Origin of the sequence: Enterobacter sp. 5-4, assembly GCF_000612205.1 — a bacterium.
GTDB classification, from domain to species: domain Bacteria; phylum Pseudomonadota; class Gammaproteobacteria; order Enterobacterales; family Enterobacteriaceae; genus Enterobacter; species Enterobacter roggenkampii.
Genome location: NZ_JFHW01000006.1, coordinates 139,061 through 164,685, shown reverse-complemented (window position 1 = coordinate 164,685; position 25,625 = coordinate 139,061). Strand labels below are relative to the sequence as shown.

The window sequence follows — 25,625 nt, the reverse complement described above, 5'->3', positions numbered from 1 at the left end:
CGCCCTTTAACCCACAGCGTGACGCGCGACGGCTGGCTATCCTCCTTATCACACCAACCGGAGGATAGCCCATGAACATCACCCACATTCGCAACGCCACCCAGCTGATTACCTACGCCGGAAAACGTTTTTTAATCGACCCGATGCTGGCTCCGCAGGGCGCTTATCCGGGCTTCCCCGGCACGGCCCATGCCGAACGCCGTAACCCGACGGTCGAACTCCCCGTAGACGTCAACACGCTGCTGGACGCCGACGCGGTGATCGTCACCCATACCCATGACGATCACTGGGATCGCGCCGCGGCGGAGCTGATCGCCAAAGATAAACCGATCTACGTGCAAAACGACCGTGATGCCGCGCTGCTGCGCAGCCAGGGGTTTAGCAACCTGACGGTCATGACCGACGCAACCACCTTTGGTGATATCCGGATAGCGAAGACCCACGGCGGCCAGCACGGTACCGATCGCGCATACGCCGTGCCCGAACTGGCGGAGCGGCTGGGCGAGGCCTGTGGCGTGGTGCTGCGTCATCCTGATGAGAAGACGCTCTATATTGCCGGGGATACCGTCTGGCGTGACGAGGTGGCGGCCGATCTGCAAAAGCACCAGCCGGACGTGGTGGTGCTGAACGCCGGCTATGCCCACGTCATTGGTTTTGGGCCCATTATTATGGGGCAGGAGGATGTGCTCAACGTCCATTTCCTGCTGCCGCAGGCTAAAATTGTGGCGATCCATATGGAAGCCATTAACCACTGTCTGTTAACCCGCAGCGCGCTGCGGGAGTACGTTGAAGCCAACCAGGTGAGTGACGCAGTGAGCATTCCCCAGGATGGCGAAACCGTTATATTCTGAGTGTCTGAAAGGGAAAGGAGAGACAAATGTCGCTAGTCAACGTCGCGATTGTCGCAGTAGACGGGTTCAGCCCGTTCCACTACTCCGTTCCCTGCATTCTGTTTGGCGACTCGGTCTCCGGAGAAAAGCGCTTTAACGTGACGATCTGCGCCGAAACGCCAGGGTTTCTCACCTCAAAAGACGGATTTGCCCTCAACGCCACGCAGGATTTTACCGCCATTGGGCAGGCCGATATTGTTGTCGTTCCTTACTGGCAGCACGTTCTTGAACGCCCACCACAGGCGCTGCTCGACAGCCTGGTACAGGCGAGGGACCACGGTGCGGAAATCGTCGGGCTGTGTCTGGGGGCGTTTGTGCTGGCCTGGGCGGGGCTCCTCGACGGCAAACGCGCGGCCACCCACTGGGAGTTCGAACGTCAATTTCAGTCGCTCTTCCCGAACGTTCAGCTGGATATTAATGCCCTTTACGTGGATGACGGCAATATCATTACCTCTGCCGGGACTGCCGCCGCGCTGGACTGCTGCCTGTATATCATTCGTCAGCGCTTTGGCAGCGTGGTTGCCAACCAGATTGCCCGCCGGATGATTGTTCCGCCCCACCGCGAGGGCGGGCAGGCGCAGTTCATCGCCCAGCCGGTACCCAAAGATACCCGCGACGGACGCATTAACTGCCTGATCGACTACCTGCAGCAGCACATCACCGAACAACATAGTCTGGACTCGCTGGCTGAGGTGGTCTCGATGAGCCGCCGCACCCTGACTCGTCATTTTGTTAACGCGACGGGGATGAGCGTCGCCGACTGGCTGACCGCCGAACGCCTGCGGCGCAGCCAAATCCTGCTGGAAGCCGGAAATATGCCGATTGAACGCGTGGCTGAGCTGGTGGGATTTAATTCCGCCGTCACCTGGCGACAGCAGTTTAAAGCGCGTTTTGGGGTGAGTCCCGCAGAGTGGCGAAAAACTTTCCGTCTTCACAGCTAGTGTATTCGGGCTAACTCAAGATTTAAGGCTTAGTTAAATTAGTTCGTATTTTTTCTTAATACCCTTCTCATTTTTCTGAAAGAAAAATTTATTTCAGATGCCCTAACGCAAATTAGATATACTCGCTTTAAGAATGCTCTTATATTACGCAAATAATCATTGCGGACATTTTTGTGGCATGGATGAATAGCTCCAAAATAAAAAATAGAATAATTTCATTAGTAAATTATGCTGCTGCTATCTTATTGGCCGTCTTTTTTTTAGCGCGCGCCAATGCTGCGCCGCTGTCGCCGGCCGATCGCGATTCCATTCAACAGCAACAGCAGCAGCTTTTATTACAGAACCAGCAACAGCGTGAGGAGCTGGAGCGCAGTATTCCTCGCCCTGCGCCCGCCAGACCGCTGCCTGTTACCGGCTCCGGGCCCTTTTTCACTATTCATACCATTACCCTTTCCGGTGCGACCTTAATCTCCCCGAAAACCCGGCAGACCCTTGTCGCGCCGTGGCAGGGCCGCTGTCTGGATATGGCGAAAATAACGGAACTTCTCGCCCATATTTCTGACTGGTATATCAGCCGGGGATATATCACCAGCCGCGCTTTTCTTACCGAGCAGGATCTCTCCGGCGGTCAGCTGAATATTGTTGTGCTGGAAGGCAGACTGGAAGCGATCCGTCTGGAAGGCGAAACGCCGCGCATGCTGAAAATGGCGTTTCCGGGACGGGTGGGCGGCATCCTTAATTTACGCGACATCGAACAGGGCATGGAGCAAATTAACCGTTTGCGTACCGAGCCGGTTCAGATTGAAATTCTTCCGGGAACGCAGGCCGGATATTCCATTGTTAATCTTACGGCAAAGCCGGAATTTCCCTTAAGTGCATCGGTAAGCCTGGATAATAGCGGGCAGAAGAGTACCGGCGAAGATCAGCTGAGCGGCGTGCTCACCGCCAATAATATGCTGGGTCTGGCGGATAAATGGTTTGTCAGCGGCGGGCGCAGCAGCGATTTTGCCAGCGCGTACGATGCGCAGAATTTCCAGGCGGGCGTCAGCGTGCCGTTTGGCTACGGATTACTGGACTACAGCTACGCCTGGAGTAACTACCGGACCACCATCAGTAACCAGGGATTCAACTGGCTCTCCACGGGCGATACCAAAACCCACCGCCTTAACGCGTCCTGGGTGGTCTTCCGCAACGGGGATGTGAAAACCGGCATTGCGGCTGGCGTGGTTCAGCGCTCCAGTCGCAACTGGCTCAACGACGCGCCGCTTCAGAGCAGCACGCGCAACCTCTCCAGCCTGATTCTTGGGATCACGCACACGCAAAAAATGCTGGGCGGCGTGGCGACCTTCAACCCGACCTGGAGCCACGGCATGCCGTGGTTCAATGCCGAAACCGACGAAGATAAGTCCGGGGATGTGCCGCGTGCGGAATTCCGTAAATGGAGTCTGAACGCCAGCTTCCAGCGGCCGATTACCCGTAATGCCTGGTGGCTGACCAGCGCCTACGGCCAGTGGTCGCCCGATCGGCTGTACGGTTCCGAGCGCCTGACGCTCGGCGGCGAAAGCTCCGTGCGCGGTTTTAAAGAGCAGTACCTGTCCGGGGACAACGGCGGCTACTGGCGCAACGAGCTGGGATATTCCCTCTTCACCCTTCCGGTGATTGGCGCGGTGAGCGCAACGGTCGCCGTTGACGGCGGCTGGCTGGAAAAAGACCGTCAGGACCGCTTTGCCTCCGGCACGTTGTGGGGCGCTTCGGTAGGACTGAACAGCGCAGGGCGCGGGTACAGCAGCCAGATTTCGGTCGGTACGCCCCTGCACTACCCCGACTGGCTCGGCCCGGATCATGTGAGCGTTAACTGGCGCATTGCCTTCATGCTTTAAGAGACTCTACGACTATGGATACCCGTCACCCACCCGTTCGTTTCTCGCAGCGTCTGATCAGCTGGATTGTCTGCGGCCTGATGGTCTGGCAGCCGATGGCACCTGCCGTCGCGGCGGCGCTTACGCCAACCGGGCAGACCACGGTCGATCGGGCGGGGAACGGGGTGCCGGTCGTCAACATCGCCACGCCCAACGGGGCGGGTATCTCGCATAACCAGTTCGGTGAGTATAACGTCGGCAAAGAGGGGCTTATCCTCAACAACGGCACGGACCGTTTAACCCAGACCCAGCTGGGCGGGCTTATCCAGAACAACCCCAACCTGCAGGCCGGGCGGGAAGCGAAAGGCATTATCAACGAAGTCACGGGCGCCAGCCGCTCGCAGCTGCAGGGCTATACGGAAGTCGCCGGTAAAGCAGCAAACGTCATGGTGGCCAACCCGTACGGCATTACCTGTAACGGGTGCGGATTTATCAACACCCCGAACGTCACCCTGACCACGGGGAAACCGCAGTTCGACGCCAGCGGTAACCTGCAGGCGCTGGAGGTGACGAAAGGCGCCATCACGGTTGAAGGCCAGGGGCTGGATGCCAGCAAGAGCGACGCGCTGTCGATTATTGCGCGTGCGACGGAAGTGAACGCCGCGATTCACGCGAAAGATTTGACCGCGACCGTGGGCGCCAACCGGGTTGCCGCCGACGGCAGCGTCACGCCGATTACCGGCGAGGGGGCCGCACCTGTGGTAGCCGTGGATACCGGCGCGCTCGGCGGGATGTACGCCAACCGTATCCGTCTTGTTTCCAGCGAAAAAGGCGTCGGGGTTAACCTCGGGGATCTTAACGCCCGACAGGGCGATATTACGCTGGATACCAACGGTAAGCTGATGGTGAATAACAGCCTTGCAAGCGGTAGCCTGACGGCGAAGGCGGATAGCGTTGTCCTCAGCGGCGAACATAAAAGTACGGGAGCAATGCTGATCAACAGCCGTTCAGACGTGGCGGTAACGAACGGCAAACTGCTTAGCGACGGGGATATTACGCTTGCCGGTAATGGAAAGCTGAGCGTCGCTAACGGTACGTTAACGGCGGGTAAAAACATCAGCCTGAACTCTGGTTCGCTTACCGCAGATACCACCAGTGAGGTTAATGCGGCTGGCACCATTCAGGCTAACGTCGCAGGGGCTGCAAACCATGCGGGTAAGATGGTGGCAGGCAGCGGTATCTCTCTTTCCGCAGGCCAGCTCGCTAACAGCGGGAAAATGACCGCGAACGGCGATCTAAACGTGAAGGCGGGAGGTTTTACCAATAGCGGTGCGGTACAGGCGCAGAAAAATACCCGGCTCGATCTGGGCACGCTTAACCATACTGGTCAACTGCTGGCCGGCGGCGTGCTGGAGATCTCAACGGGGGATGCCTGGATTGACGGCATGCTCAGCAGCGATAGCGATCTGAGCGTTAGCGGTACTGGCGCGCTGAATATCGGGCAAAACGGGCAATTGTTATCCACCGGCAGGCTCGGGCTGCAGTCTGACAGCGTCATAAACAACGGGCTGGTCAGTGGGAAACAGAATCTCGCGCTCACCAGCCGTCAATTCAGCGCTCTTCAGGGGAGCACGCTGACCAGCGGGGGCAGCCTGCAGCTCAATGCGGGTGATGCGCAGATCGCCGGGGAGGTTCTGGCCCAGGGCGATCTGTCCTTCAGCGGCGACCGACTTACGACGCTGGCGAGCGGACAGCTTCAGTCGCAGGGCGATATGCTGTTGCAGGCGCATAACGCCGCCGGGCTGGACGGTGTCCAGGCTGCAAAAGGCAACCTGACGCTCGCTGCCGGCAGCTTAACGCATCGCGGTACGAGCCGCGGCAGCAACGTTTCTCTGCAGGCTAACCAGATTGACACCAGCGGCACCCTGCAGGCGGATAATGCCATGGCGTTGAGCGCCGAAACCATTGTTCAGCAGGCCGGAGGGGCGCTGCTGGCGCAGAAAACGCTGCAGCTTAATACCAGCCAGTTGACCAACAGTGGTTCGCTGGATAGCGATGCCTTAACGCTTGCCATTACCGGGCATACGGATAACCACGCGAGCGGCAAAATGACGGCCCGTAACGGGCTCACGCTGACGGGAAATACCTTCACCAACGACGGCCAGCTGGCTGCCAGCGCGCTGGCGCTGACGCTAAATAACGCCTTTACCAACACGGCCTCCGGAAGCGTGCTCGCCGAAAATACACTCGACCTGACCGCTCCAGTGTTCAATAACGCCGGGAGAGTGGCCTCATCCGCTCTGAACCTGAACGCGAATACCCTCGACAATAGCGGCCTGCTGCAGGGCGGGCAAACGTTGCAGCTCGCTTCCACAAGGCTGGCTAACCAGAGCGGGGGAAAAATCATCAGCGGCAGCGGGCTGACGCTGAATATCCCACAACTGGTGAATGCCGGGCTGATTTCGGTGAAGCAGGGGCTAACCATTGAAAGCCTGATGCTGACGAACAGCGGCAATCTTGAAGCCCAGTCGATGGCGCTGAAAGCGGGTCAGAAATTAAGTAATCAGCAAGGCGGCGTACTGCTGGCGGAAGCGTCGCTGGCGCTTACGACCCCGGCGTTTGATAACGCGGGCAGCGTTCAGGGCAAAACGCTGACGATTGACGCCGGGGAGTGGAGCAACGGGGGTCAGGCTTCGGGGCTGGACGATCTGTCGGTCAATGTCCGCGATACGTTTACTAACCTCGCCGACGGGCGGCTTGTCAGCCAGCAGACTGGCCGCGTGAACGCCGGGAAGTTTGCTAATTTCGGCGGCGTCACGGCAGACAATCTGCGCATTAGCGGCAACAGCCTGACTAACGACGGCTGGTTGCAAAGCGGCGGGGCGCTGGATCTGAATGTCGGCGCGCTGGCAAACGGGCTTTCCGGCACTGTTCAGGCAGGCAGCGGCCTGGCCGTTACCGTACAGCAGCTGGTTAATGCTGGCGCGATCTCCGCTCAGCAAGGCGCTGCCATTGATGCGTTAACGCTGGATAACAACGGGCGGATTGAAGCTCAGGATCTGCAGCTAAAGCTGCGCGAAAAGCTGAATAACCTGGCTGAGGGGATCCTCCTGGCCCAGCGCAGCCTGAAGCTCGCGACGCCGCAGCTCAGTAACGACGGACGTCTGATGTCGGAAAGCGCGACGCTGAACGCGAAGACGCTCGTCAATAAGGGTTTGCTGCAGGGGAGCGCGGCACTTGTCGCTGACGGTGAGCAGTTTAACAATGCCTCCGAAGGCGAAGTCGTCAGCGGCGGTACGCTGACGTTCAATGAGACCCTAGGGTTCAGCAACGCCGGTAAGGTGCAGGGCGAGACTATTGGACTGAATACCAGAAAGGCGGATAACAATGGCCAGATGCTGGGATTATCTGCGCTTAGCCTGAGCGGAACCGAAAGCCTCACCAATAGCGGTAATTTGCTCAGCAAAGGCAAACTGGGCCTTACGAGCGAGCAGTTGGATAACCAGGGGCAGATCGCGGCGCCCGAGCTGAACATCAACACCCGGCAGATGACCAATAGCGGTTTGCTACAGGGTGACCAGCTGTTTGGTTTTACCGCCTCCTCACTCCATAACCAGAAGCAGGGCAGCATTATCAGCGGCAGCGGGCTAAGACTTGCCATTCCCGACCTGATTAACGCCGGTTTGATTTCGGTCACCCAGGGGCTGGCTATCGAGGCCGCGACGCTGGACAACGCTGGGAACATCGAGGCGAAGGATTTACAGCTGACGCTGCGCCAGCAGCTGAATAACCAGGCGAAAGGTGTGCTGCTGGCAGATGATTCGCTTCACCTGTCGACACCTGAGTTCACCAACCGGGGGCAGCTGATTAGCCGCTCAGGCACGATAATCGCCAATACTCTGTCAAATGCGGGGTTATTGCAGGGAAATCAGGGGCTTTCCGTCAGCAGCCATACGCTGGATAACCTTTCAGGTGGTCAACTCCTGAGCGGCGGTGCGCTCACCCTGAATACCGTGCAGGGAGGGAACGCCGGACGTCTGCAGGGGGACACGGTTCAGATCGGTGCGGGGCGGCTGGATAACAGCGGCCAGGTGCTTGCTATCAACGGTCTGTCGCTCACCGCCGGGGAATTGAATAATACTGCAGGCGCAGAAATGAGCGGCAGCGGAGGTAGTTTACATGTTGATCGGCTGGTCAACGCCGGGCTGATTTCGGTCAGTCAGGGGCTGGCTATCGACGCGCTGACGCTAACGAATGGCGGCAATATTGAAGCAGGCAATCTGGCGTTAACGTCGGTACAGACGCTGAATAACCAGGCCAGTGGCGTACTGCTGGCAGACGATACCCTCTCGATTGACGCCGCCCGCGGTGATAACGCCGGGAAGCTTATCAGCAGCAACGCGCGTCTTGCGGTTAGCAGCTTAACAAATAGCGGGCTGATTCAGGGAAACCAGTCCCTCGGCCTGCAGAGCAGCCAGTTGAACAACATCGCCAGCGGCCAATTGCTGAGCGATGGTGATGTGGGACTTAATGTTGACCGTCTGGATAACGCTGGCCGGGTTCAGGGGAAAAGCCTGACGCTCGCGGGTGGACAGTCTGGCGGCGTTAACCGCGGACAAATGCTGGGCCGCGAGGCGCTGAATATTCTGTTCGCCGGGGCTTTCAACAACGACGGGCGTCTTATCAGCCAGAATTCCCTCAGCCTGAAAAGCGGGGCGCTTTCTAATACAGGGGTAATTGCTGCTGCAACCGTTAACATCGACAGCGCAGTGGGGCAGGCAAATAACAGCGGATTAATTCAGGCCGACGGCAAGCTCAGCTTCTCCGCCGCCTCATTGTCCAATCAAAAGAGCGGTTCGCTGGTAGCAGGCGATGATATTGCGCTGACGGTACCTGCGCTGATCAATGACGGGCTGATGTCGACGGGGAAAAACCTGCGCCTGGACGGGACTTCTCTTGATAACCGCGGTGGTCTGGAAGCACTGAATGTGCAGCTGAATTTGTCCGGTCAGGTAAACAACCAGCCTGAGGGGCATCTGTTTGCAGACGACCTGCTGACGCTTAACGCCGGAAGCTGGCGTAACGACGGGCAGCTTATCGGCAACAACGTCATTATTTCGTCCGGACGCGGGCAAAATAGCGGCCTGCTGCAGGGGGATATTGGTCTTAAACTTGCCGTTACCGGCCTCGATAACGATCAAGCAGGCAAGATATTAAGTGGTGGGCTGCTCGATATTACCGGCCAGCAGCTGAACAACACTGGCCTGATGCAGGGGCAGAACGCTCTCCTGCACGGCGTGGATTTCACTAATGCGGGTTCGCTGACAGGTAAAGGCGATCTGACGCTGAATGTGGATAATACCGCGACCATCAGCGGGCAAATGCTGAGCCAGGGCAAGCTGCAGCTTGACGCCAGTCAGCTCGATAATAGCGGTATTCTGGCAGCAAATACGGTTAGCGTGAGCACCGGAGAGCTGAACAATACCGGGACGCTGCAAAGCAATGGTGCTTTGAATCTCGTTGCAGACGCGTTCAGCAACGTTGGTACGCTTCTGGCCAAACAGGCGCTAAATCTCACGAGCGCAATGCTGACTAACAGCGGTGTGATTCAGGCCGACACGCTGACCCTCGCGGTAAAAAACGCGCTGACCAACCGGGACACGGGCAAAGTGCTTGCCACCCAGGCGCTGGCTTTTGACGGCAATACGTTAACCAACAGCGGCACGCTGGCGGCAGATAATGCGCACCTGGCTCTCGGGATCCTGAACAATAGCGGCCTGGTGCAGGGTAACAGTGGGCTGGCGATCCAGGGTCAAGCGGCACAGACCTCGGGCCTGAGAAGTGTTGACGCCGCGCAGACGCCTGCTGCCAAAGTGATTAATAACCTGATCGTCGGACAGCTGTTAAGCGGCGGCGATTTGACGATTGCCGGGGATAAGGGCGATAACGCCGGTACGCTACAGGGCCGGACGCTGAACGTTAAGGCCGGAAGCTGGAATAACGAGGGGACGCTGCTTGGCCAGCAAGGCGCGAGCCTGAACGTCAGCAGCACGCTAACAAACAGCGGAACGTTACTCAGCGAGGCCGGGTTTGATATTCGCGCAGGCGCTGTAGATAACCGCGGGCAGTTGGCGGCGGGTACGCTTAACCTGCAATCGGACAGCATCAGCAACAGCGGTTTATTGCAGGGTAGCGCTGCGTTGACGTTCGATACCCGGGCCCTGGATAACCTTACCGGTGGACAAATTCTGTCCGGCGGCTCGCTTAATCTCGATCTGCCGCAGTTTACCAACGGCGGGCTCGTTCAGGCGAGTCAGGATATGACGCTGACGACCGGCAGCTTTGACAACCTGGGCACATTGTCTGCCGGAGCGTTAAATCTTAACGTCGCGCAACAGCTGAATAACCAGAGCGGGGGCAAGCTGCTGGCGACCCGTCAACTTAGCAGCCAGAGCGCCAGCCTGACGAATAACGGTGTGCTTGCCGCAATGAGTGTCGAGCTTACCAGCGGCCAGATCGACAACAACGGCATCCTGCAGGGAGACAGCGCGCTGGCGCTGCACACGCCGCGGCTCAACAATCTGACGAACGGGCAAATTGTTAGCGGCAGCTCGCTGAATCTCTCCATCCCGCAGATGGTCAACCTGGGGCTGATGTCTGTAAAAGAGGCGCTGGTCCTTTCTGGAGCCACCCTGGATAACCAGGGAACGCTACAAGGGAGCCGTGTGGGGCTAAGCTTCACCGGCGACGTCGTGAACCGCGGCAATGCACGCCTGGTGGCACAAAAAGATCTGACCCTGAGCGCCGCCAGCCTTAACAACCAGGGCACGTTAGCGGGAGATTCGGTGAATATCATCACCAATCTGCTGACCAACGTCGGCTTGCTGCAGGGTAACAGCGCGCTGGCGCTGAACTCCCTGACGCCATCAACTCTGGTACTTAACAATAAGACCGGCGGGCAAATTATCACCGGCGGGGCGCTGACGCTTTCCCTGCCGCAGCTGACCAACCAGGGGCTGCTGCTTTCGCAGCAGGGGCTCACGCTTAATCTCGATAATCTCGACAACCAGGGCATCGTGCAGGCGCGCGATCTGGGCCTGAATATCGGCAACCAGCTGACGAACCAACAAAGTGGACGGCTGCTCGCTCAGCAGGGGCTGAACCTGACGGCCGCAAGGCTGGATAACGCAGGTCAGCTGGCGGCGAGTAATGCCACGCTGGCGGTCAATATTCTGAATAACCGCGGCGTGCTTCAGGGCGACGGCGGGCTGTCGATTACCGCCCCGACGCTGAACAACCTGACCGGCGGGAAACTGCTTTCCGGCGGACAGCTGACGCTTAAGGCCGGTCAGCTCGCGAATGGCGGGATAATGCAGGGGCAACGGCTCGGCGTGAACGCGAGTGGCTGGAACAACAGCGGCAGCGTACTCGGTACCGACGGACTGACCGCTCAGGTTGATAACCAGTTGACCAACACGGGTCGCCTGCTTGGCCAGGGGAGTACGCGCGTTGCTGCGGGGGCGCTGAATAACCAGGGCTCTCTGCTGGTTGACGGTGACCTGATACTGGACGGCGGCAGCCTGTCAAACGGGGGCAGCCTTCAGGGCAGTACCCTGACGGTAAATAGTGGTACGGTCGATAACGCCGGTTCCGTGATTGGTCTGAACGCCCTGACGCTTCAACCTCTTCAGGGGCTGACCAACCGGGCCGGTGCATCAATGAAAACGCAGGGAACGCTGCTGGCGGGTGGGCAGAGCATCACGAATGATGGTCTGTGGCAGTCGCAGTACCTGAAGGTTAACGCCCGGCAGTTACAGAACAACGGTACGCTGCAAAGCGCGGGAAATACGGATCTCGCGCTGACCTCCTCCCTGGTCAATACGGGCTCAATGGTGGCGAACGGGACGGCCACGCTCGGGGCGCCAACGCTGAAGAATCAGGGGCAAATGCTGGCGAAGAAGATGTCGCTGTCGGGCGGTTCGCTCAGTAACAGCGGCAGCATCAGCGGTGCCGATGGCCTTGGCGTCACGCTCAGCGGCGATCTTGACCAGCAGGCGGGTGCGAAGCTGTTAAGCAACGGCCTGCTCAGCATGGGCGCCAATATCCTGACCAACCTCGGTCATATCCAGGGGAGCACCCTGACGCTGAATGCCGGTAGCCTGAATAACCAGGGCCGCATGGAGGCGAATACCGCGCTCAACGCCACGCTGCGCGGTAACGTCGATAACGGACGCAATGCCGTGATGCTGAGCCAGGGCGCTTTCCAGCTGGGCGCACAGACGCTGAATAATGACGGTACGCTACAGGGGAACGGTAATACGCAGCTTGACCTGCGCGATCGCGGCAGTAATCAGGGGCAGTTACTCAGTGGTTCAACGCTAACGCTGAATACGCCGGGGCTGACCAACAGCGGCTGGGTGCAGGGCTTTGCGCTGTGGCTCAACGCCGGTTCGCTGAACAACAGCGGTACGGTGCTGGCACAGCAGCAGGGAACGCTCGGTGGTAATTATATTGTAAACGACGGCATGTTGCAGGGCGCGAACCTGACGGTTAATCCGGGCCAGCTCGATAATAACGGTACGGTATACGCCACCCAGAATCTTGGGATTGCCGCCTCGCAGGTCAATAACGCTGCTGCTGCCCGGATGCTTAGCCAGGGTAACCTGGCGATTAACGCCACTAATACCGGCCTTCAGGGGCAGGTTGTGGCGCTGGGGGACCTCACCCTCGCGAGCAAGGCTTCCTATAATCAGCTGACTACGCTGGCCGCGGGGAATACGCTGTCCGTCACCAGCCAGGGCGATATCACGACCAATGGCCTGATGCAGGGCAAGGGGATACAGCTTTCCGCTGCGGGTACGCTGAATAATAACGGCCAGCTGCGGGCGGGCTATGGCGAAAGCCAGCTTAGCGCAGGGCAGCTAAACCTGAATGGTACAGGCAGCGTCGAGGCGGGCGGTACGCTGCGCCTGAGCAGCCTGAACGGTATTAATAACGCAGGGTTTGTCGGAACTGCAGGCGATCTGATCGCCAGCGCCGGAAGCACGCTGCTGAATAGCGCTCTGCTGTACGCGGGCAATAATATGAGCCTGCTGGCGAACAGCATCCGTAACGCGCGCGGCGATATTCTGGCCGGTAACAGCCTGTGGATGCAGCGCGACAGCGCAGGTAACGCTAGCGCGGAGGTCGTGAATACTTCAGGCAGTATTGAAACCCTGCGTGGCGACATTTCAATCCTGACCGGGCATTTAGTAAACGAGCGGGATGGGCTCAATGCAGCCCAGAGCGAAACGAATATCGCACCGTCCTGGGTTAAGGGTGGAACGGCGGATATTCCTGTGGACTGGATTTCCTCTTCCGGTACCGGCAAGTACGGTATTTATGTGACGGAAGGACAGAGTTATCACGGCCACGGTGACGACTGGAGCGAAATGCTTGGCAACTATGCGCCTTATGAAGACGCGGATGTTCAAAAAGTTGCCGTTAAAACCGTTTCGGTATCCGTGAGCGCGAAGGGGCAGCAGTCCCGCATTGCGTCCGGCCGAGACATCATCGCCCGGTCTGATAACGTTGAAAATATGGCGTCGTCGATTCTGGCGAACAGAAATATTCAGCTTTCAGGAAGTACCTTAAATAACCAGTCATGGCTAAACGGCACGTCGACGGTTTATAACGTTTATCGCTATGGGGTAGGCGATAAATATGCCCGCAGACCTGATGAGACCACGCGAAGCTATGACAAGCTGGTATCGAAGTCGATTAGCTATGTTCTTGACAGTGTGACCACTGAAGGGGCCAGCGGAGACGTTTATCGCGCCGTTATCCAGGCCGGCGGCGCGGTAGTCGCCAGCTTCAGCAACAATATCAGCAATACCTCCACCACGGCGAACGCCCCGGGCTATAAGCCTGGCCTCAGTGCCCCCGGGCTGAACCTGTCTGGCGGCCCGACCGTTGCGTCTGGCGCTAAGGCCACCGGACTCGGCGCGGCAAGCAGCCAAAGCGTTGCCGCACCGCAGGCGACCATTAACCTGCCCGGCGGTGGGAGTGGCATAGGTAATGCGGAAGTGCTCACCAGCCGCAATGCCGGTAATAACGGTCTGGCATCGATTGATAACCGTCCCCAGAGCATCGGCGATTTTGGCCAGGCAGGCGGCAAGCTGGCTGACGTTCACCTGCAGGCTGCAGGCTTAACCTCCCAGAACGGTGCGAACGGTACGCCGGTTGATTTGACCGGGACCGGTGCAGCCCTGGTGGTTCCCGGCAGCGCGGGTGGCAAGCATACGACTATTGCCAGCGATACCGTAGCGCTGGCGGGGCAGAAGCAGTCGGGAACAAGCGGAACGTCCGCGCTGGCTTCCCGCGATAAGATCGGTGAAATCGCTGCGGTAACGGCTCAGATCATTTCGCTTTCCAGCGGCGGGAAAACGCCTCCGCCACCGGGTTATAACTACCGTCCTGTTTCGCTTACCGATATCTCGTCGGTTGCCCCAGCGCTGACCAGCAATGGTTCGCCGATTAAGCTGAGCGACTATCCGCTACCGGCCAACAATAACGGCTATTTTGTGGCAAACCGCGATCCGAAAAGCCCGTATCTCATTGTTACCAACCCGAAACTGGCGGGTTTAGGGCAACTGGATAGCAGCCTGTTTAATGATTTGTACAAGCTGGCCGGGACAACGCCGCCTTCGGCGCCGCAGGAAACCCGTACAACCTATACCGATACCACGCAGTTCCTGGGGTCGGATTATTTCCTGGCGCGTCTGAATCTGCGTCCGGAATATGATTACCGTTTCCTGGGCGATGCGGCCTTCGACACCCGCTACGTCAGCAATCAGATCCTGAACGAGACCGGTAGCCGCTACGTTAACGGCGTGGGCTCCGACCTTGAGCAGATGCAGTATCTGATCGATCGCGCCGCTCAGGCCCGTGACAAGCTGGGGTTACAGCTCGGCGTCAGCCTGTCGGAAGAGCAGGTTGCCTCGCTGGATTCCAGTATCCTGTGGTGGGAAAACACGGTGATTGAGGGACAAAATGTCCTCGTGCCAAGGCTGTACCTGTCGGCGAAGGACGTGGCGTTTAACAAAGGGAGCATTATCGCCGGAAATCAGGTGATCCTTAATGCTGGCAGCATCACGAATGACGGCAGTACGCTGCAGGGTAAAAGCCTGCTGGCTGCCAGCAGCCAGAGCACAATCAACAACATCAATGGTGGCCTGATCGGTTCCAGCGGAAGCCTGCAGCTTAGCGCCCTGGGCAATATCAATAACGTGGGGTCAACCATCAGCGGGCAGACGGTTAGCCTTGAGAGCGTGGGGGGCAGTATTGTTAACCAGACGCTGACCAACCAATGGAATATCTCGGGTACCACGAACGGATGGAACAGCCAGGCCGTCTCGCTGACGCAAACCGACCTGGGCGCGCTTGCTTCCATCAAAGCGACGGACAGCCTGACCCTGAGCGCCGGGAAAGATATCATCAATACCGGCGCTAACCTCAGTGCTGGCGGCGATATGTTGCTAAAAGCGCTGGATGATATCTCTGTTACAGGGAATCAACTGGTGACGCGCGACCGTTATGGCCGCAATCTCAATGAGACCGTCACCAACCAGGGCAGTACGGTCACCAGCGGAGGCAACCTTGGCCTGCAGGCAGGTTACGATCTGAACGTTACGGGCAGTAATCTGACGGCCGGAGGCAGCGCTGCGCTTTGGGCGGGGAACGATCTGGTGCTGGATGTGGCGCAGAATAGCCGTCACAGCCAGACCGCGAAAACGGATTCCCTGAAGACGGATAATACGCGTACGGTCATTAGCGCTGGCGACGATCTGACGCTGGCCGCAGGCCGCGATCTGCGCAGTAACGCCGCGGCGCTTGCCGCACAGGATCGCGTGGGGCTGCAGGCCGGACGGGATATCGATCTGCTGGCGGCAGAGACCACAACCAGCGACAAATACAGCGCGAAGAAAAAGGTCGAGATCAACCAGTCTGTGCGCCAGCAGGGAACGGAGATCGCCAGCGGCAGCAGCACCACAATCATTGCGAACCGTGATGTTAATACCCAGGCGGCGCAGGTCACAGCACACGGGGATATTGGCGTGGGCGCAGGGCGGGACATAAATCTCGCCACCGCAACCGAAAGCGATTATCACTACAAAGAGCAGACTAAAACCAAAAAAGGGTTCCTGAGCAAGAAAACCACCCACACCATCGAGGAGAACAGCGCGACGCGTGAATCCGGCTCATTGCTGAGCGGCGATAACGTGCAGGTGGTGGCGGGCAATAACCTGCTGGTGAACGGTTCCGCCGTGGCGGGCGACGGCGACGTGAAGCTTAAGGCGGGCAACAACGTCGATATTGTGGCAGCGACGAACAGCGATACCTCCTGGCGCTTTAAGGAAGAGAAAAAATCCGGCCTGATGGGCTCGGGTGGGATTGGTTTCACCATCGGCAGCAGCAAAAGTACCCAGGATCTCCGTGAGAAGGGCACCACCCAGAGCCAGAGTTTCAGTACGGTGGGCTCGACGGGGGGGAGCGTTGATATTGCCGCCGGTAATCAGCTGCATGTCGGCGGCGCGGATCTGGTGGCTGGCAAAAATATGGCGCTCACCGGAGACAGCGTGACGATCGAGCCGGGCCACGACAGGCTCACCAGCGATCAAACCTTCAAGCAGAAAAGCAGTGGCCTGACGATTGCCCTCTCCGGCGCAGTGGGTGACGCGGTGAACACTGCGGCCAGCACGGCAATGGCGGTGAAAGACCAGAGCGATGGCCGTCTCGCCGCACTGCAGGCGACCAAAGCGGCACTGTCGGGTGTTCAGGCCGTGCAGGCCAACCGTCTCGCTGAAGCGGCTAACGGCAGCGATCCCACCAACAATGGCGCGTTCGGCGTGATGGCCTCCATTGGCGGACAGTCCTCTAAATCCACCTCACACTCGGAGCAGGACAAAACGACCGGCAGCACGCTGAATGCCGGGGGTAACCTCGCCATCACGGCGACAGGTCAGGGCAACGCTGCCAACAGCGGTGATATTACCGTGGCGGGCAGCCAGCTGAAGGCTGGCAAGGATCTGACGCTCAATGCGGCTCAGGATATCAACCTGACGAGTGCAGCCGACACCAACAAACTGACGGGCAGTAACTCCAGCAAGGGTGGCTCAATCGGGATCGGTATTACCGCCGGTCCGAATGGCGCGGGCATCACCGTCTCTGCCAGCGTAAACGCCGCCAGAGGCAGCGAAAAAGGCAATGGAACCTCCTGGAACGAAACGACGCTGGATGCCGGACAGAACGTCAACCTGACCAGCGGCCGCGATACGGTACTTAAAGGCGCGCAGGTCAACGGCGATAAGGTCACGGCGGATGTCGGGCGCGACCTGACCCTCAGCAGCCTGCAGGATAGCGACAAATACAACAGCAAACAGCAGAGTATGAATGCGGGTGCAAGCTACACCTGGGGAGCGGGCAGCGGTAGCGGCAGCTTTAGCATCAGCCGCGACAAGATGAAGAGCAACTACGACTCGGTCCAGGAGCAGACCGGGATCTTCGCTGGCAAAGGCGGCTTTGATATTAACGTTGGCAACCATACGCAGCTGGACGGTGCGGTGATTGCCAGCCGTGCTGATGCAGACAAAAACCGCCTTGAGACCGGTACGCTGGGCTTTACGGACATCAACAATAAGGCGGAGTATAAGGTTGAACATCAGGGTGTCGGCTTCAGCAGCGGCGCCGGGGTTGCGGGTAATCTGGTTAGCAACATGGCCAGCACAATGCTGGCAGGAATGGGCGGCAGCGGCCATGCTGAAGGGACCACGCAATCAGCGGTAGCCGACGGTGCTATCATTGTTCGCGACCAGGCTAACCAGAAGCAGGACGTCAGCACGCTCAGCCGTGACACTGACCATGCCAATGGCAGCATCGACCCGATCTTTAACAAAGAGAAAGAGCAGAAACGCCTGCAAACCGCGCAAATGATTGGCGAGATCGGCAATCAGGTTGCGGATATTGCGCGCACCAACGGCAAGATTGCGGCCACGGAAGCGGCCAACGAGAAGATGAAAACCGCGGGCAGCGATGCGCGTAACGCCGCCATCAGCCAGCTGAAAAAAGACGGTAAAGAGGTTACCGATCAGGCGATTCATGACCAGATGTACCAGACCTTCTATAACGAAGCGTTTAACCAGTCTGGCATGGGAACGGGGCAGAGCACCCAGCGCGCCATCACGGCAGCAACGGCGGCCATTCAGGCGCTGGCAGGTGGCGATATTAAAGCTGCGATTGCGGGCGGTGCCGCGCCGTATATCGCCAATGCCATCGCGAATGCCATCCCGGAGAAGGATCTTAAGGGACGCGTGCTGGCCCATGCGGTTGTCAACGCCGCACTTGCAGCCGCTTCCGGCAGAGATGCGGCGTCCGCTGCAGCTGGCGCGGCGGTGGGTGAGCTGGCTGGTAAGATTGCGGTTGACGGTTTTGGCAAACAGGTCAGCGAACTGAGCGAGGAAGAAAAACAGACGGTATCTGCGCTGGCGACACTGGCTTCTGGTCTGGCTGGCGGGCTTGTCGGAGACAGCAGCGCGAATGCGGTAGCGGCGGCTCAGGCGGGCAAAACGACGGTTGAGAATAACTATCTTAGCAACCAACAACGTTCTGAGCGGGATAAAGAGTTTGATGCCTGTAAAGGTAACACCTCATGCCAGTTGAAAGTCGGTGCTAAATGGGATGCTATTGATATCGGGCAGGAGGCCGCCTACGGGGCTGGTATGCTGGTTGGTGTTCCTCAGGGGATTAGTGATTCCGTCGAGAGTTTATCGAAAGCCATCACAAATCCTGCCGCCACTTATGATGCGATTAAGCAATTAATCACGAGCGACGACATGTTCAGTACGATGTCGGATGCCGTTAAACAAAGTTATATTGATCGTATCAATCTGATGGAATCAGAGTATCAGAGGGCAGGTGCGGGAGGTGCGTACAATGCAGGTCTTGAGGCGGGTAAACTCATGTCCGATCTCATTACTGCTGTTGCCAGTGGTGTTGGTGTTGCAAAAACAGGTACGGCTCTGACAGAGAAGATTGTTGCAAAAGTCACTTCCAAAGTAGAGAAAGTTATTCCTGAAAATCCATCGATCACATGGACTGCTGGCGATGGCGAGTATTCAGTAAAACCGGGTAAGGATATTAAAAATGTAGAGTATCCTGGCGGTCAGTACGACGGAAATTCGCTGCCATATAAAACCAGTACAGAGAAGGGCATTACGACAATCACTTATCCTGATGGGATGAGTATCAGAATTGATCAACCAAAACATCTGGCAACGGTTGATGGGTTTACGCAAAAGAGTGGGATTTCAGGTGGGCATAATGCTGATGCGTTTTATGATGCCGTTAAAAAATATGGCGTAAAAATCGTAAGCGAGAAACCTACAAATGTTAAAGGTATTTCTGAAGTTGAATACTTAGTTCCTACCAAAGATCGCATGGGGAATTTAGATGGAAAATATAAACCAAGTCCAGAAAAGAAAACTATCTATGATCCGAAAATATATACTGACAAAGTAATGTTAGATCTTGGGCAAGAGGCTGCAGTGAAAGGGTATAGAGATGCAATGCTCAATGGTCAGTCAGCATATGACGCTACAGCTGGCGGGTTGAATTTTAGAGTTTATCTCGATAAAAATACAGGTCGAGTCACAAACTTTCATCCCAAATAGGATTAAATGAATGAAATTTTTATTTGGTTTACCTTATATAAAATCAGACCCTTACGTGGTTATAAAAACTTACTTTGACCTCATGTATAATGATGGTGATTTCTTGATGTCTATTGAAAGTATTATTAAAAAGCATTCATTTATGAGAGATGGGGTTTACTGCTTCTTTCCTGATATGGAAAGTTATGACGAAAGTGAACATTTTGAGGGTGTTGAATTTGCTGTTGGTTATCCTCCCTCTGAAGCAGATACTACTATCGTTAGTGAAGAAATCTGCTATCACTACGTACGACTTGCAAGTGAAAAGTATTTGCTGCTTCACCCGGAAGATACGGAAAAGGTAAATAGCTTACTTGCTCGGCTACCTGTGTGAGTACAAATCCAGCCAACTGTCCGCGGGATTTTTTTGCTCTGCCTTTTTCACTTCCAGACAAGATGTGTTTTTGGAGTACCGCCGTCCGCGACGGTACTCCAAAACGGCCAGGTCACGCAATCCTAAAACATCAGATGGTGGAACCGTTTTTAGGCCTGTAAACGGTAGGGCGTACTTCGATAATTTGAGGTGATGAATGTAATATCTCTTGCTGGGAAACAAGCTCAATTAACCATTGATGAAAATGAGTTATTGATCCTGAATTCAGCTTTAAATGAAATCTGTAATGGTATCTCTGTTCCTGAATTTGAAACCAGGATTGGGGCTTCTAAAGAAGATGTCTGTGCCTTACTTAATGATATAGGCCAAATTTTAGCCAATATGATGGCTTGAGAAGATCCCAGCTCCTGCGGCGTTTTTTTGTTACGCAATACTGTTTGGAAATATCTGAACTCATCCCGGCAGGCTATTTTACGATAGCCTGCTTCTCACTGACCTGCTCCCCGTTGATGCCATTATGCCGGGCGTGGCATCTGCCGCAACTACGGGGAAAGGCTGGAACGTATGAGCGGCAATCAATATTGGGGCTGCGATTGGCAGTGCGATTAAAAGGGAAGACCCGAGTAACACTCTGATAAGTCGTGGATTTGGAAGTGCGGCTGGTAGTTTAGGAGCAAAAGTTTTTGGTTCATTGTCTCCAGTAGCTGATCAAGTGACAAAGGATGTTATTGGTGTAGTAACAGGTTCTACTGCTTTTGAATTTCCAGGAAAAGTGGTAAAAGATGAGTTAAACAAACGGGAGAAGAAGCAATGAGCATCTTCAGTAAGGTTGGTATCTTTTGGCTTCTTTTCTTGGTTATGTACTGTACAGTTTTAGTCACTATTGTTCTTTTCGCATGCCAGTTCGGAGTGTCAATAATTTTCTATTTTAACGATGGTGAATTCTTTTTTTCATGGAAAAAGGCATTACATATCGCATTAATAAAAGGGGGTATTACAGGATTAATATTAGGTGTAGGGGTGTGGTTAAAAAACAAACTGCATGAGTATCGCTGGAAAAATAGTCGCTGAGAATAGATAGTATGAGTGAGATGCGAAAAAACAGCCCGCGGGCCTCGGCAAATTACGGCTGCTAACAACAATAATGGAGCAGCAAAATCAACTAAAAAAACGGTTAATATTTTTTATTTTGCTGGCGCTGATTTTAACAATGGAGATTATTGCTTTGTTAACTTATTTTTTTCAAAGTCTGTCTCTATTTCATTCGTAATATTCCTTTTGAGATAAATATTTTTGACTTAGTGAGGGTTATTAAGGGTGCTTCATTTGGTGGACTTGTTGTTGGTATAGGTTGTTAGTATCTTTCTTTTAAAAAAATTAATTATTGCGGATGATGATTTACTCGGCGGTAGCGAAGATGTTCAGGCCGCGACGATACGCCAGCATGGCGTTGATATGGCGTCTTGTTCCGACAATCCGAGTGGGGTTGTATGTCAGAAAGCAATGAAGGACTAATCAAATGATTTATCTGTTGTTAGGAATTGCGCTGTTCGCATTTTTCATCGGAACTGTCGTGTTTGTCCGTTTTAGTAAAGTGACGGGAAGAAGCGTTCAGTCACCTCTTACCACGATGTTTTTCTTTGATGCGCTCTTTTTTGGTCTGGGTAGTAAGCGAGACATGAACATCGCAGCATCTTCATTTATCGTCTTTCTAGTCAGTATCTGGGGATTAACTTATTTAAAATTAAGCACCCATTTTTGGGGAAGTCGCGAAAGTTATTTTGGTTTTGCGTTCGCCGGAATTTTATTTCTGATTATGCATTGCCGCTATTGTGCAAAAAATGTCGTTATCAAAAATGATGGCCTGGCCCCCATGAGAGAGTTGATTAATATCCGGCGATCCGGCCTTACCAGCCCCTTTATATGGTTAAGCAGGGCCGGGTATCTGGGGTTCTTTATTGGCATGCTTCACTGAAGCGAGATGCGAAAAAACAGCCTCCGTTCCCATTGAGACTACCCCAGCCTCTCCACCGCGTCTCCCCCTCCGCCATCGAAGCTGGTAAGGCAGATCTGCGAGTAGAGGCGGGTCTCGGCGATTAAGCTCGCGAGGGCGGGCAGCATCTGCGGGGGCAGGCTGTTTTCCGGTTAGTTCAACGCGATATTCAATTGATAAACTAAAAGTGGCTGAAATATTCTATTTCTACGACCTAAAAAGAGGTTAGCACCAACAACACGGGTGAGGCGACCACTGGTCGAATAAAGAGTTTGTCATGGGGTTTCAGTATCCGCAGAGCTTTCTGAATGTTATAGATGAAGACTATCTTATTGATCTGGAACCTTGGTGGTTCCTGTGCGAGTTCGAGGGATATTCTCAGCAGTGGTTTGATGAAATTAAAAAGCAATACCCAGAACGAAATTTGATACCATTTGCAAAAAAGAGTGACTCTGACGATGTTGCTTGTTTTGACGGCCACTCTATATCAGGCGATCCTAACGTTTACTATGTTCATGCTTTTGCATCACCGGGGTGGGCGGACCATGGTGCAGTAGCTAACTTTAGCGCGTGGTTTGCAGCTGCAGAGAATGAATCTGCTGTGTATAAATCAGGGCAGAGAACTTAAATTCATTAACCACACACTGCTATCGGAAAGATAAAAATTATAGCCCTGTTCGTACATTTGCAGGCCTTTCATATCAACCACTGTTTAGCCCTGTACCAGACTCGGGAAAGGTATATATTGATGATATTTTTGGTTCTCTGAGAAGGGCGTTTTCGATAATGCCGATAAAGATGATGTGAACAAAATGACAAAAAATAAACCTACTCTCGCCAGGTTATTGTTCAGCATTGCCTACCTGTTTGTTTGCTGCCTGGCGTTTTTCTCTCTGGCCCTGATTGTCGTTAAATTCATCATCAGCCATGACGTTGTTTTTGACCGGTCAGATATTAAGCAGGTTGTCGTTGTAAGCGCTATTGCAGCAACCGCGGCAGGCGTCAGATCGTGGCTATATGCCTTACTCGATGAGCGCAAGATACGAAAGAAGCCCCCGGAGTAATGTCGAGTTTGGGACTGTGTTTCTTTTTGTTGGGCTTCTAAGGAAGAGAATGCGGCTTACCCCAGCCTCTCCACCCTCGTTTCCCCCTCAACCATCGACAGCTGATACAGCGAAAACGATCGCTGCTTCTCAATCAACGTCGCCAGCTCCGGCGAGTGGCTGGTGAGCCAGATCTGCGAGTAGCGGCTGGCCTCGGCGATTAAGCTCGCCAGGGCGGGCAACATCTGTGGGTGCAGGCTGTTTTCCGGTTCGTTCAACGCGATAAACGCCGGTGGGCGCGGGCTGAGCAGCGCTACCGCCAGGCACAGAAAGCGCAGGGTGCCGTCGGAGAACTCCGCCGGTTCCAGCGGTCTGCTCAGCCCCTCGCGCTGCATCATCATGCGAAAACGTCCGCCGGTGTTGTCGCTGTAAAACACGCAGCCGGGGAAGGCCTGATCGAGGATGCGCATCAGCAGCAGCTCGTCGCCAATTTCGACGATGGTCTGAAACGCCGCCGCCAGGTTGGCGCCGTCGCTGGCCAGCACCGGGGAGCGGAAACCGACCTGCGGGGCGCGCATCGCCGAGCCGATTGATACAGAAAACTCATGATAAAATCGCCAGTTACGCAGGGACTCGCGCATCTGCGACACTTCCGGGTAAAGGTGCGGTTCGCCGAGCTGGCCGAATACCGATTCGTTCTCGTACAGCGTGCCGCTGTGGGTCACCTTCTCGTGATGCACGTTGTTCAGAAACACGGCCTGATTCCTGCGCTTCATCAGCTGGGACGAGGGGCGTCGGTGCTGGCCGCTCAGCCAGAGAGATTCTTCCTTGATCACCGGGTCGAGCTGGAACTGCGACGGGTAAGGCAGCTTCTCCACAAACCCGACCTGCAGCTCGTATTCATAGGTCTCTGTTTCCACCGCGAGGTTCATCCGCCGCAGCTGGTCGCTGCGGGTTTTACCTGCCCAGAACACCTTCAGAATGCCGCCCTCGTTCGCCAGCGCCTTTGAAAACTGCCCCTGGGCGGCGCTGTGCATCAGGTGTATCGCCTTGTAGATATTCGATTTCCCGGTGCCGTTCGGCCCGAAGACGATATTGAGCTGCTCCAGCTCCAGCGACATCTCGCGGATGGAGCGGTAGTTTTGGATGTGCAGGGTGTGGATCACAGGCAGGCCCCTTTCGCAGAATAAGCCTGTATATAATCACAGTCTTTGAGATGAAATGCAAAAAAGAGACGACAGTGAGGATGTCGTCTAAACGGGGTACTGCTTTGGGCCTCTACGGGTCAATGGGGCCTTCGCATTTTTTTCATCACTTGACTGCCAGACGCAGACCCAAATCATCAGGATAGGGATCAAAGTAGTTTTGCGTCATCAGATACCGGTCGGGGTATTCGGCCAGGTAGTGCTTCAGCAGCGTGATCGGGGCGAGGATAGGCAACTGTCCGTTGCGATAATGCAGGATCACGTCGCGCAGTTCGCCGCGCTGGCGGGTGTTCAGCTGGTTACGAAAATACCCCTGAATATGCATCAGCACGTTGGTGTGATTCTTCCGCGAAGCGGGTTTTTTTAGGATGGTCATCAGCTTTTCCCGGTACGCCACAAAGAAGGCGTCCAGGTCTTCCCACTCGTGCAGCGAGGCAACGAACGGGCCGATTTCACGGTAACCCGCCTGATGGTGCGCCAGCAGCTGGAGTTTGTAACGGCTGTGGAAGTCCAGCAGCGCGCGGCGCGTGAGGCCATTTTTACGCAGCGTGTTCAATTCGTGCAGGGCAAAAACACGTTCGACAAAGTTTTCACGCAGCACCGGATCGTGCAGGCGTCCGTCCTCTTCCACGGGCAGCCACGGCCAGGTTTCAAGGAGGGCGGCGGTGAACAGCCCGACCCCCTCCTTGCGGCCCCGGTTGCCGTTTTCATCATACAGCCGCACGCGTTCCATGCCGCAGCTTGGGGATTTAGCGCAGACGATAAACCCGGCGAGATCGCCGATTTTCGGCAAAAAATCTGCCGTAAAGTCCGCCATTTTCTGCGTAACGTCTTCGTGAGGCGCGTGGCTAAAGCGCATCTGCGTTTCACCGCTGGTGGTCATAATCAAACGCAGCGCAGGGCGAGGCGTCGGCAGGCCGATGGCCATTTCCGGACACACGGGCCTGAAGTTCACCCACTGGGCCAGTTCATCCATGACGAAGCTCATACGCTTGTGTCCGCCGTCAAAGCGAACGGCGGATCCGGTCAAACATCCGCTAATACCGAGCACAGGTTTCGTTGTCATGGTGTGGTCCTCCCGTTCATATAATTAAAACTTACACAACATGACTAATTTGTCCAAGTATTCGCGGAACTATTTTTTTTATTCCTTTAGAATCAATGCATCTTAGCTGCCCTTATAGGTCGAGTAACCGTACTGGCTCAGCAGAAGCGGGATGTGCAGCTTCTCGTTGGTGCGGGTCACGGTAAACAGCACCGGGATCTCCGGGAAGAAGGAGTCCAGCTTTTTGCCGTGGAAGTACTCAGCGGTTTTGAAGGTCACTTTATACACGCCAGGCTGCATGTCCTGATCCTGCGGATAAAGCGATTTGATGCGTCCGTCATGGTCGGTTTTACCGCTGGCAATCGGGGTCCATTTGTCCTGCTGCTGCTTCTCCAGCGTAACGCTCACGTCTGATGGCGGCATCCCGGTTTGCTGGTCGAGAATGTGGACGCTCAGCGTACCGGCAGGGGCGCTAAAGGCGGCGGGGGCAAAGGCCATTGAGGCCAGGATCAGCAGAGGGGCAGTTTTTTTCATGGTGTTTTCCTGTGGAGTTATTCGTCACAGGAAAA

At 55.6% G+C, this 25,625-nt stretch carries 12 protein-coding genes; 9 read left to right on the top strand and 3 right to left on the bottom strand.

All coding sequences use genetic code 11. The features are described from left to right. Positions 1–71 precede the first annotated feature (71 nt). The 9 genes from AA74_RS01000000121960 to AA74_RS0102070 all read left to right on the top strand — a co-directional run bounded on the left by AA74_RS01000000121960 (position 72) and on the right by AA74_RS0102070 (position 22,827). The gene (locus tag AA74_RS01000000121960; RefSeq protein WP_032667212.1) at positions 72–851 is read left to right on the top strand and encodes an MBL fold metallo-hydrolase; all 780 of its coding nucleotides are present in this window, start codon (positions 72–74) and stop codon (positions 849–851) included. 26 nt (positions 852–877) lie between these two features. After that, positions 878–1,831: a GlxA family transcriptional regulator gene (locus tag AA74_RS0102110; RefSeq protein ID WP_025910670.1), complete on the top strand. Its 954-nt coding sequence runs from the start codon at positions 878–880 to the stop codon at positions 1,829–1,831. A gap of 182 nt (positions 1,832–2,013) precedes the next feature. Next, the gene (locus tag AA74_RS0102105; protein WP_155267961.1) at positions 2,014–3,711 is read left to right on the top strand and encodes a ShlB/FhaC/HecB family hemolysin secretion/activation protein; all 1,698 of its coding nucleotides are present in this window, start codon (positions 2,014–2,016) and stop codon (positions 3,709–3,711) included. A 14-nt stretch (positions 3,712–3,725) separates the two neighbouring features. After that, complete coding sequence (locus tag AA74_RS0102100; protein ID WP_025910666.1) at positions 3,726–19,397, top strand: hemagglutinin repeat-containing protein; 15,672 nt, start codon at positions 3,726–3,728, stop codon at positions 19,395–19,397. A gap of 10 nt (positions 19,398–19,407) precedes the next feature. Further along, positions 19,408–19,770, top strand: a complete 363-nt coding sequence (cdiI, locus tag AA74_RS1000000122595; protein ID WP_008500122.1) for a ribonuclease toxin immunity protein CdiI — start codon at positions 19,408–19,410, stop codon at positions 19,768–19,770. A 192-nt stretch (positions 19,771–19,962) separates the two neighbouring features. Then, positions 19,963–20,163 carry a hypothetical protein gene (locus AA74_RS1000000122590; protein WP_071530939.1) on the top strand — a complete coding sequence of 67 codons (201 nt, stop codon included), beginning with the start codon at positions 19,963–19,965 and terminating at the stop codon, positions 20,161–20,163. Positions 20,164–21,289: 1,126 nt separating this feature from the next. Next, positions 21,290–21,745: a hypothetical protein gene (locus AA74_RS0102085; RefSeq protein ID WP_025910663.1), complete on the top strand. Its 456-nt coding sequence runs from the start codon at positions 21,290–21,292 to the stop codon at positions 21,743–21,745. Positions 21,746–22,040: 295 nt separating this feature from the next. Continuing rightward, positions 22,041–22,391, top strand: a complete 351-nt coding sequence (locus AA74_RS0102075) for a hypothetical protein (protein WP_025910661.1) — start codon at positions 22,041–22,043, stop codon at positions 22,389–22,391. Positions 22,392–22,575: 184 nt separating this feature from the next. Then, on the top strand, positions 22,576–22,827 hold the full coding sequence (locus AA74_RS0102070) for a hypothetical protein (RefSeq protein ID WP_025910659.1): 252 nt from the start codon (positions 22,576–22,578) through the stop codon (positions 22,825–22,827). Positions 22,828–22,883: 56 nt separating this feature from the next. Here AA74_RS0102070 and AA74_RS0102065 read toward each other — a convergent pair whose 3' ends face one another. The 3 genes from AA74_RS0102065 to uraH form a co-directional block, all read right to left on the bottom strand. After that, entirely contained in the window at positions 22,884–23,972 is a 1,089-nt protein-coding gene (locus tag AA74_RS0102065) for an AAA family ATPase (protein ID WP_025910657.1), read from the bottom strand. 145 nt (positions 23,973–24,117) lie between these two features. Beyond that, on the bottom strand, positions 24,118–25,077 hold the full coding sequence (locus AA74_RS0102060; RefSeq protein WP_008500118.1) for a DUF523 and DUF1722 domain-containing protein: 960 nt from the start codon (positions 25,075–25,077) through the stop codon (positions 24,118–24,120). 102 nt (positions 25,078–25,179) lie between these two features. After that, the gene (gene uraH / locus AA74_RS0102055) at positions 25,180–25,590 is read right to left on the bottom strand and encodes a hydroxyisourate hydrolase (RefSeq protein ID WP_008500117.1); all 411 of its coding nucleotides are present in this window, start codon (positions 25,588–25,590) and stop codon (positions 25,180–25,182) included. Positions 25,591–25,625: the final 35 nt, after the last annotated feature.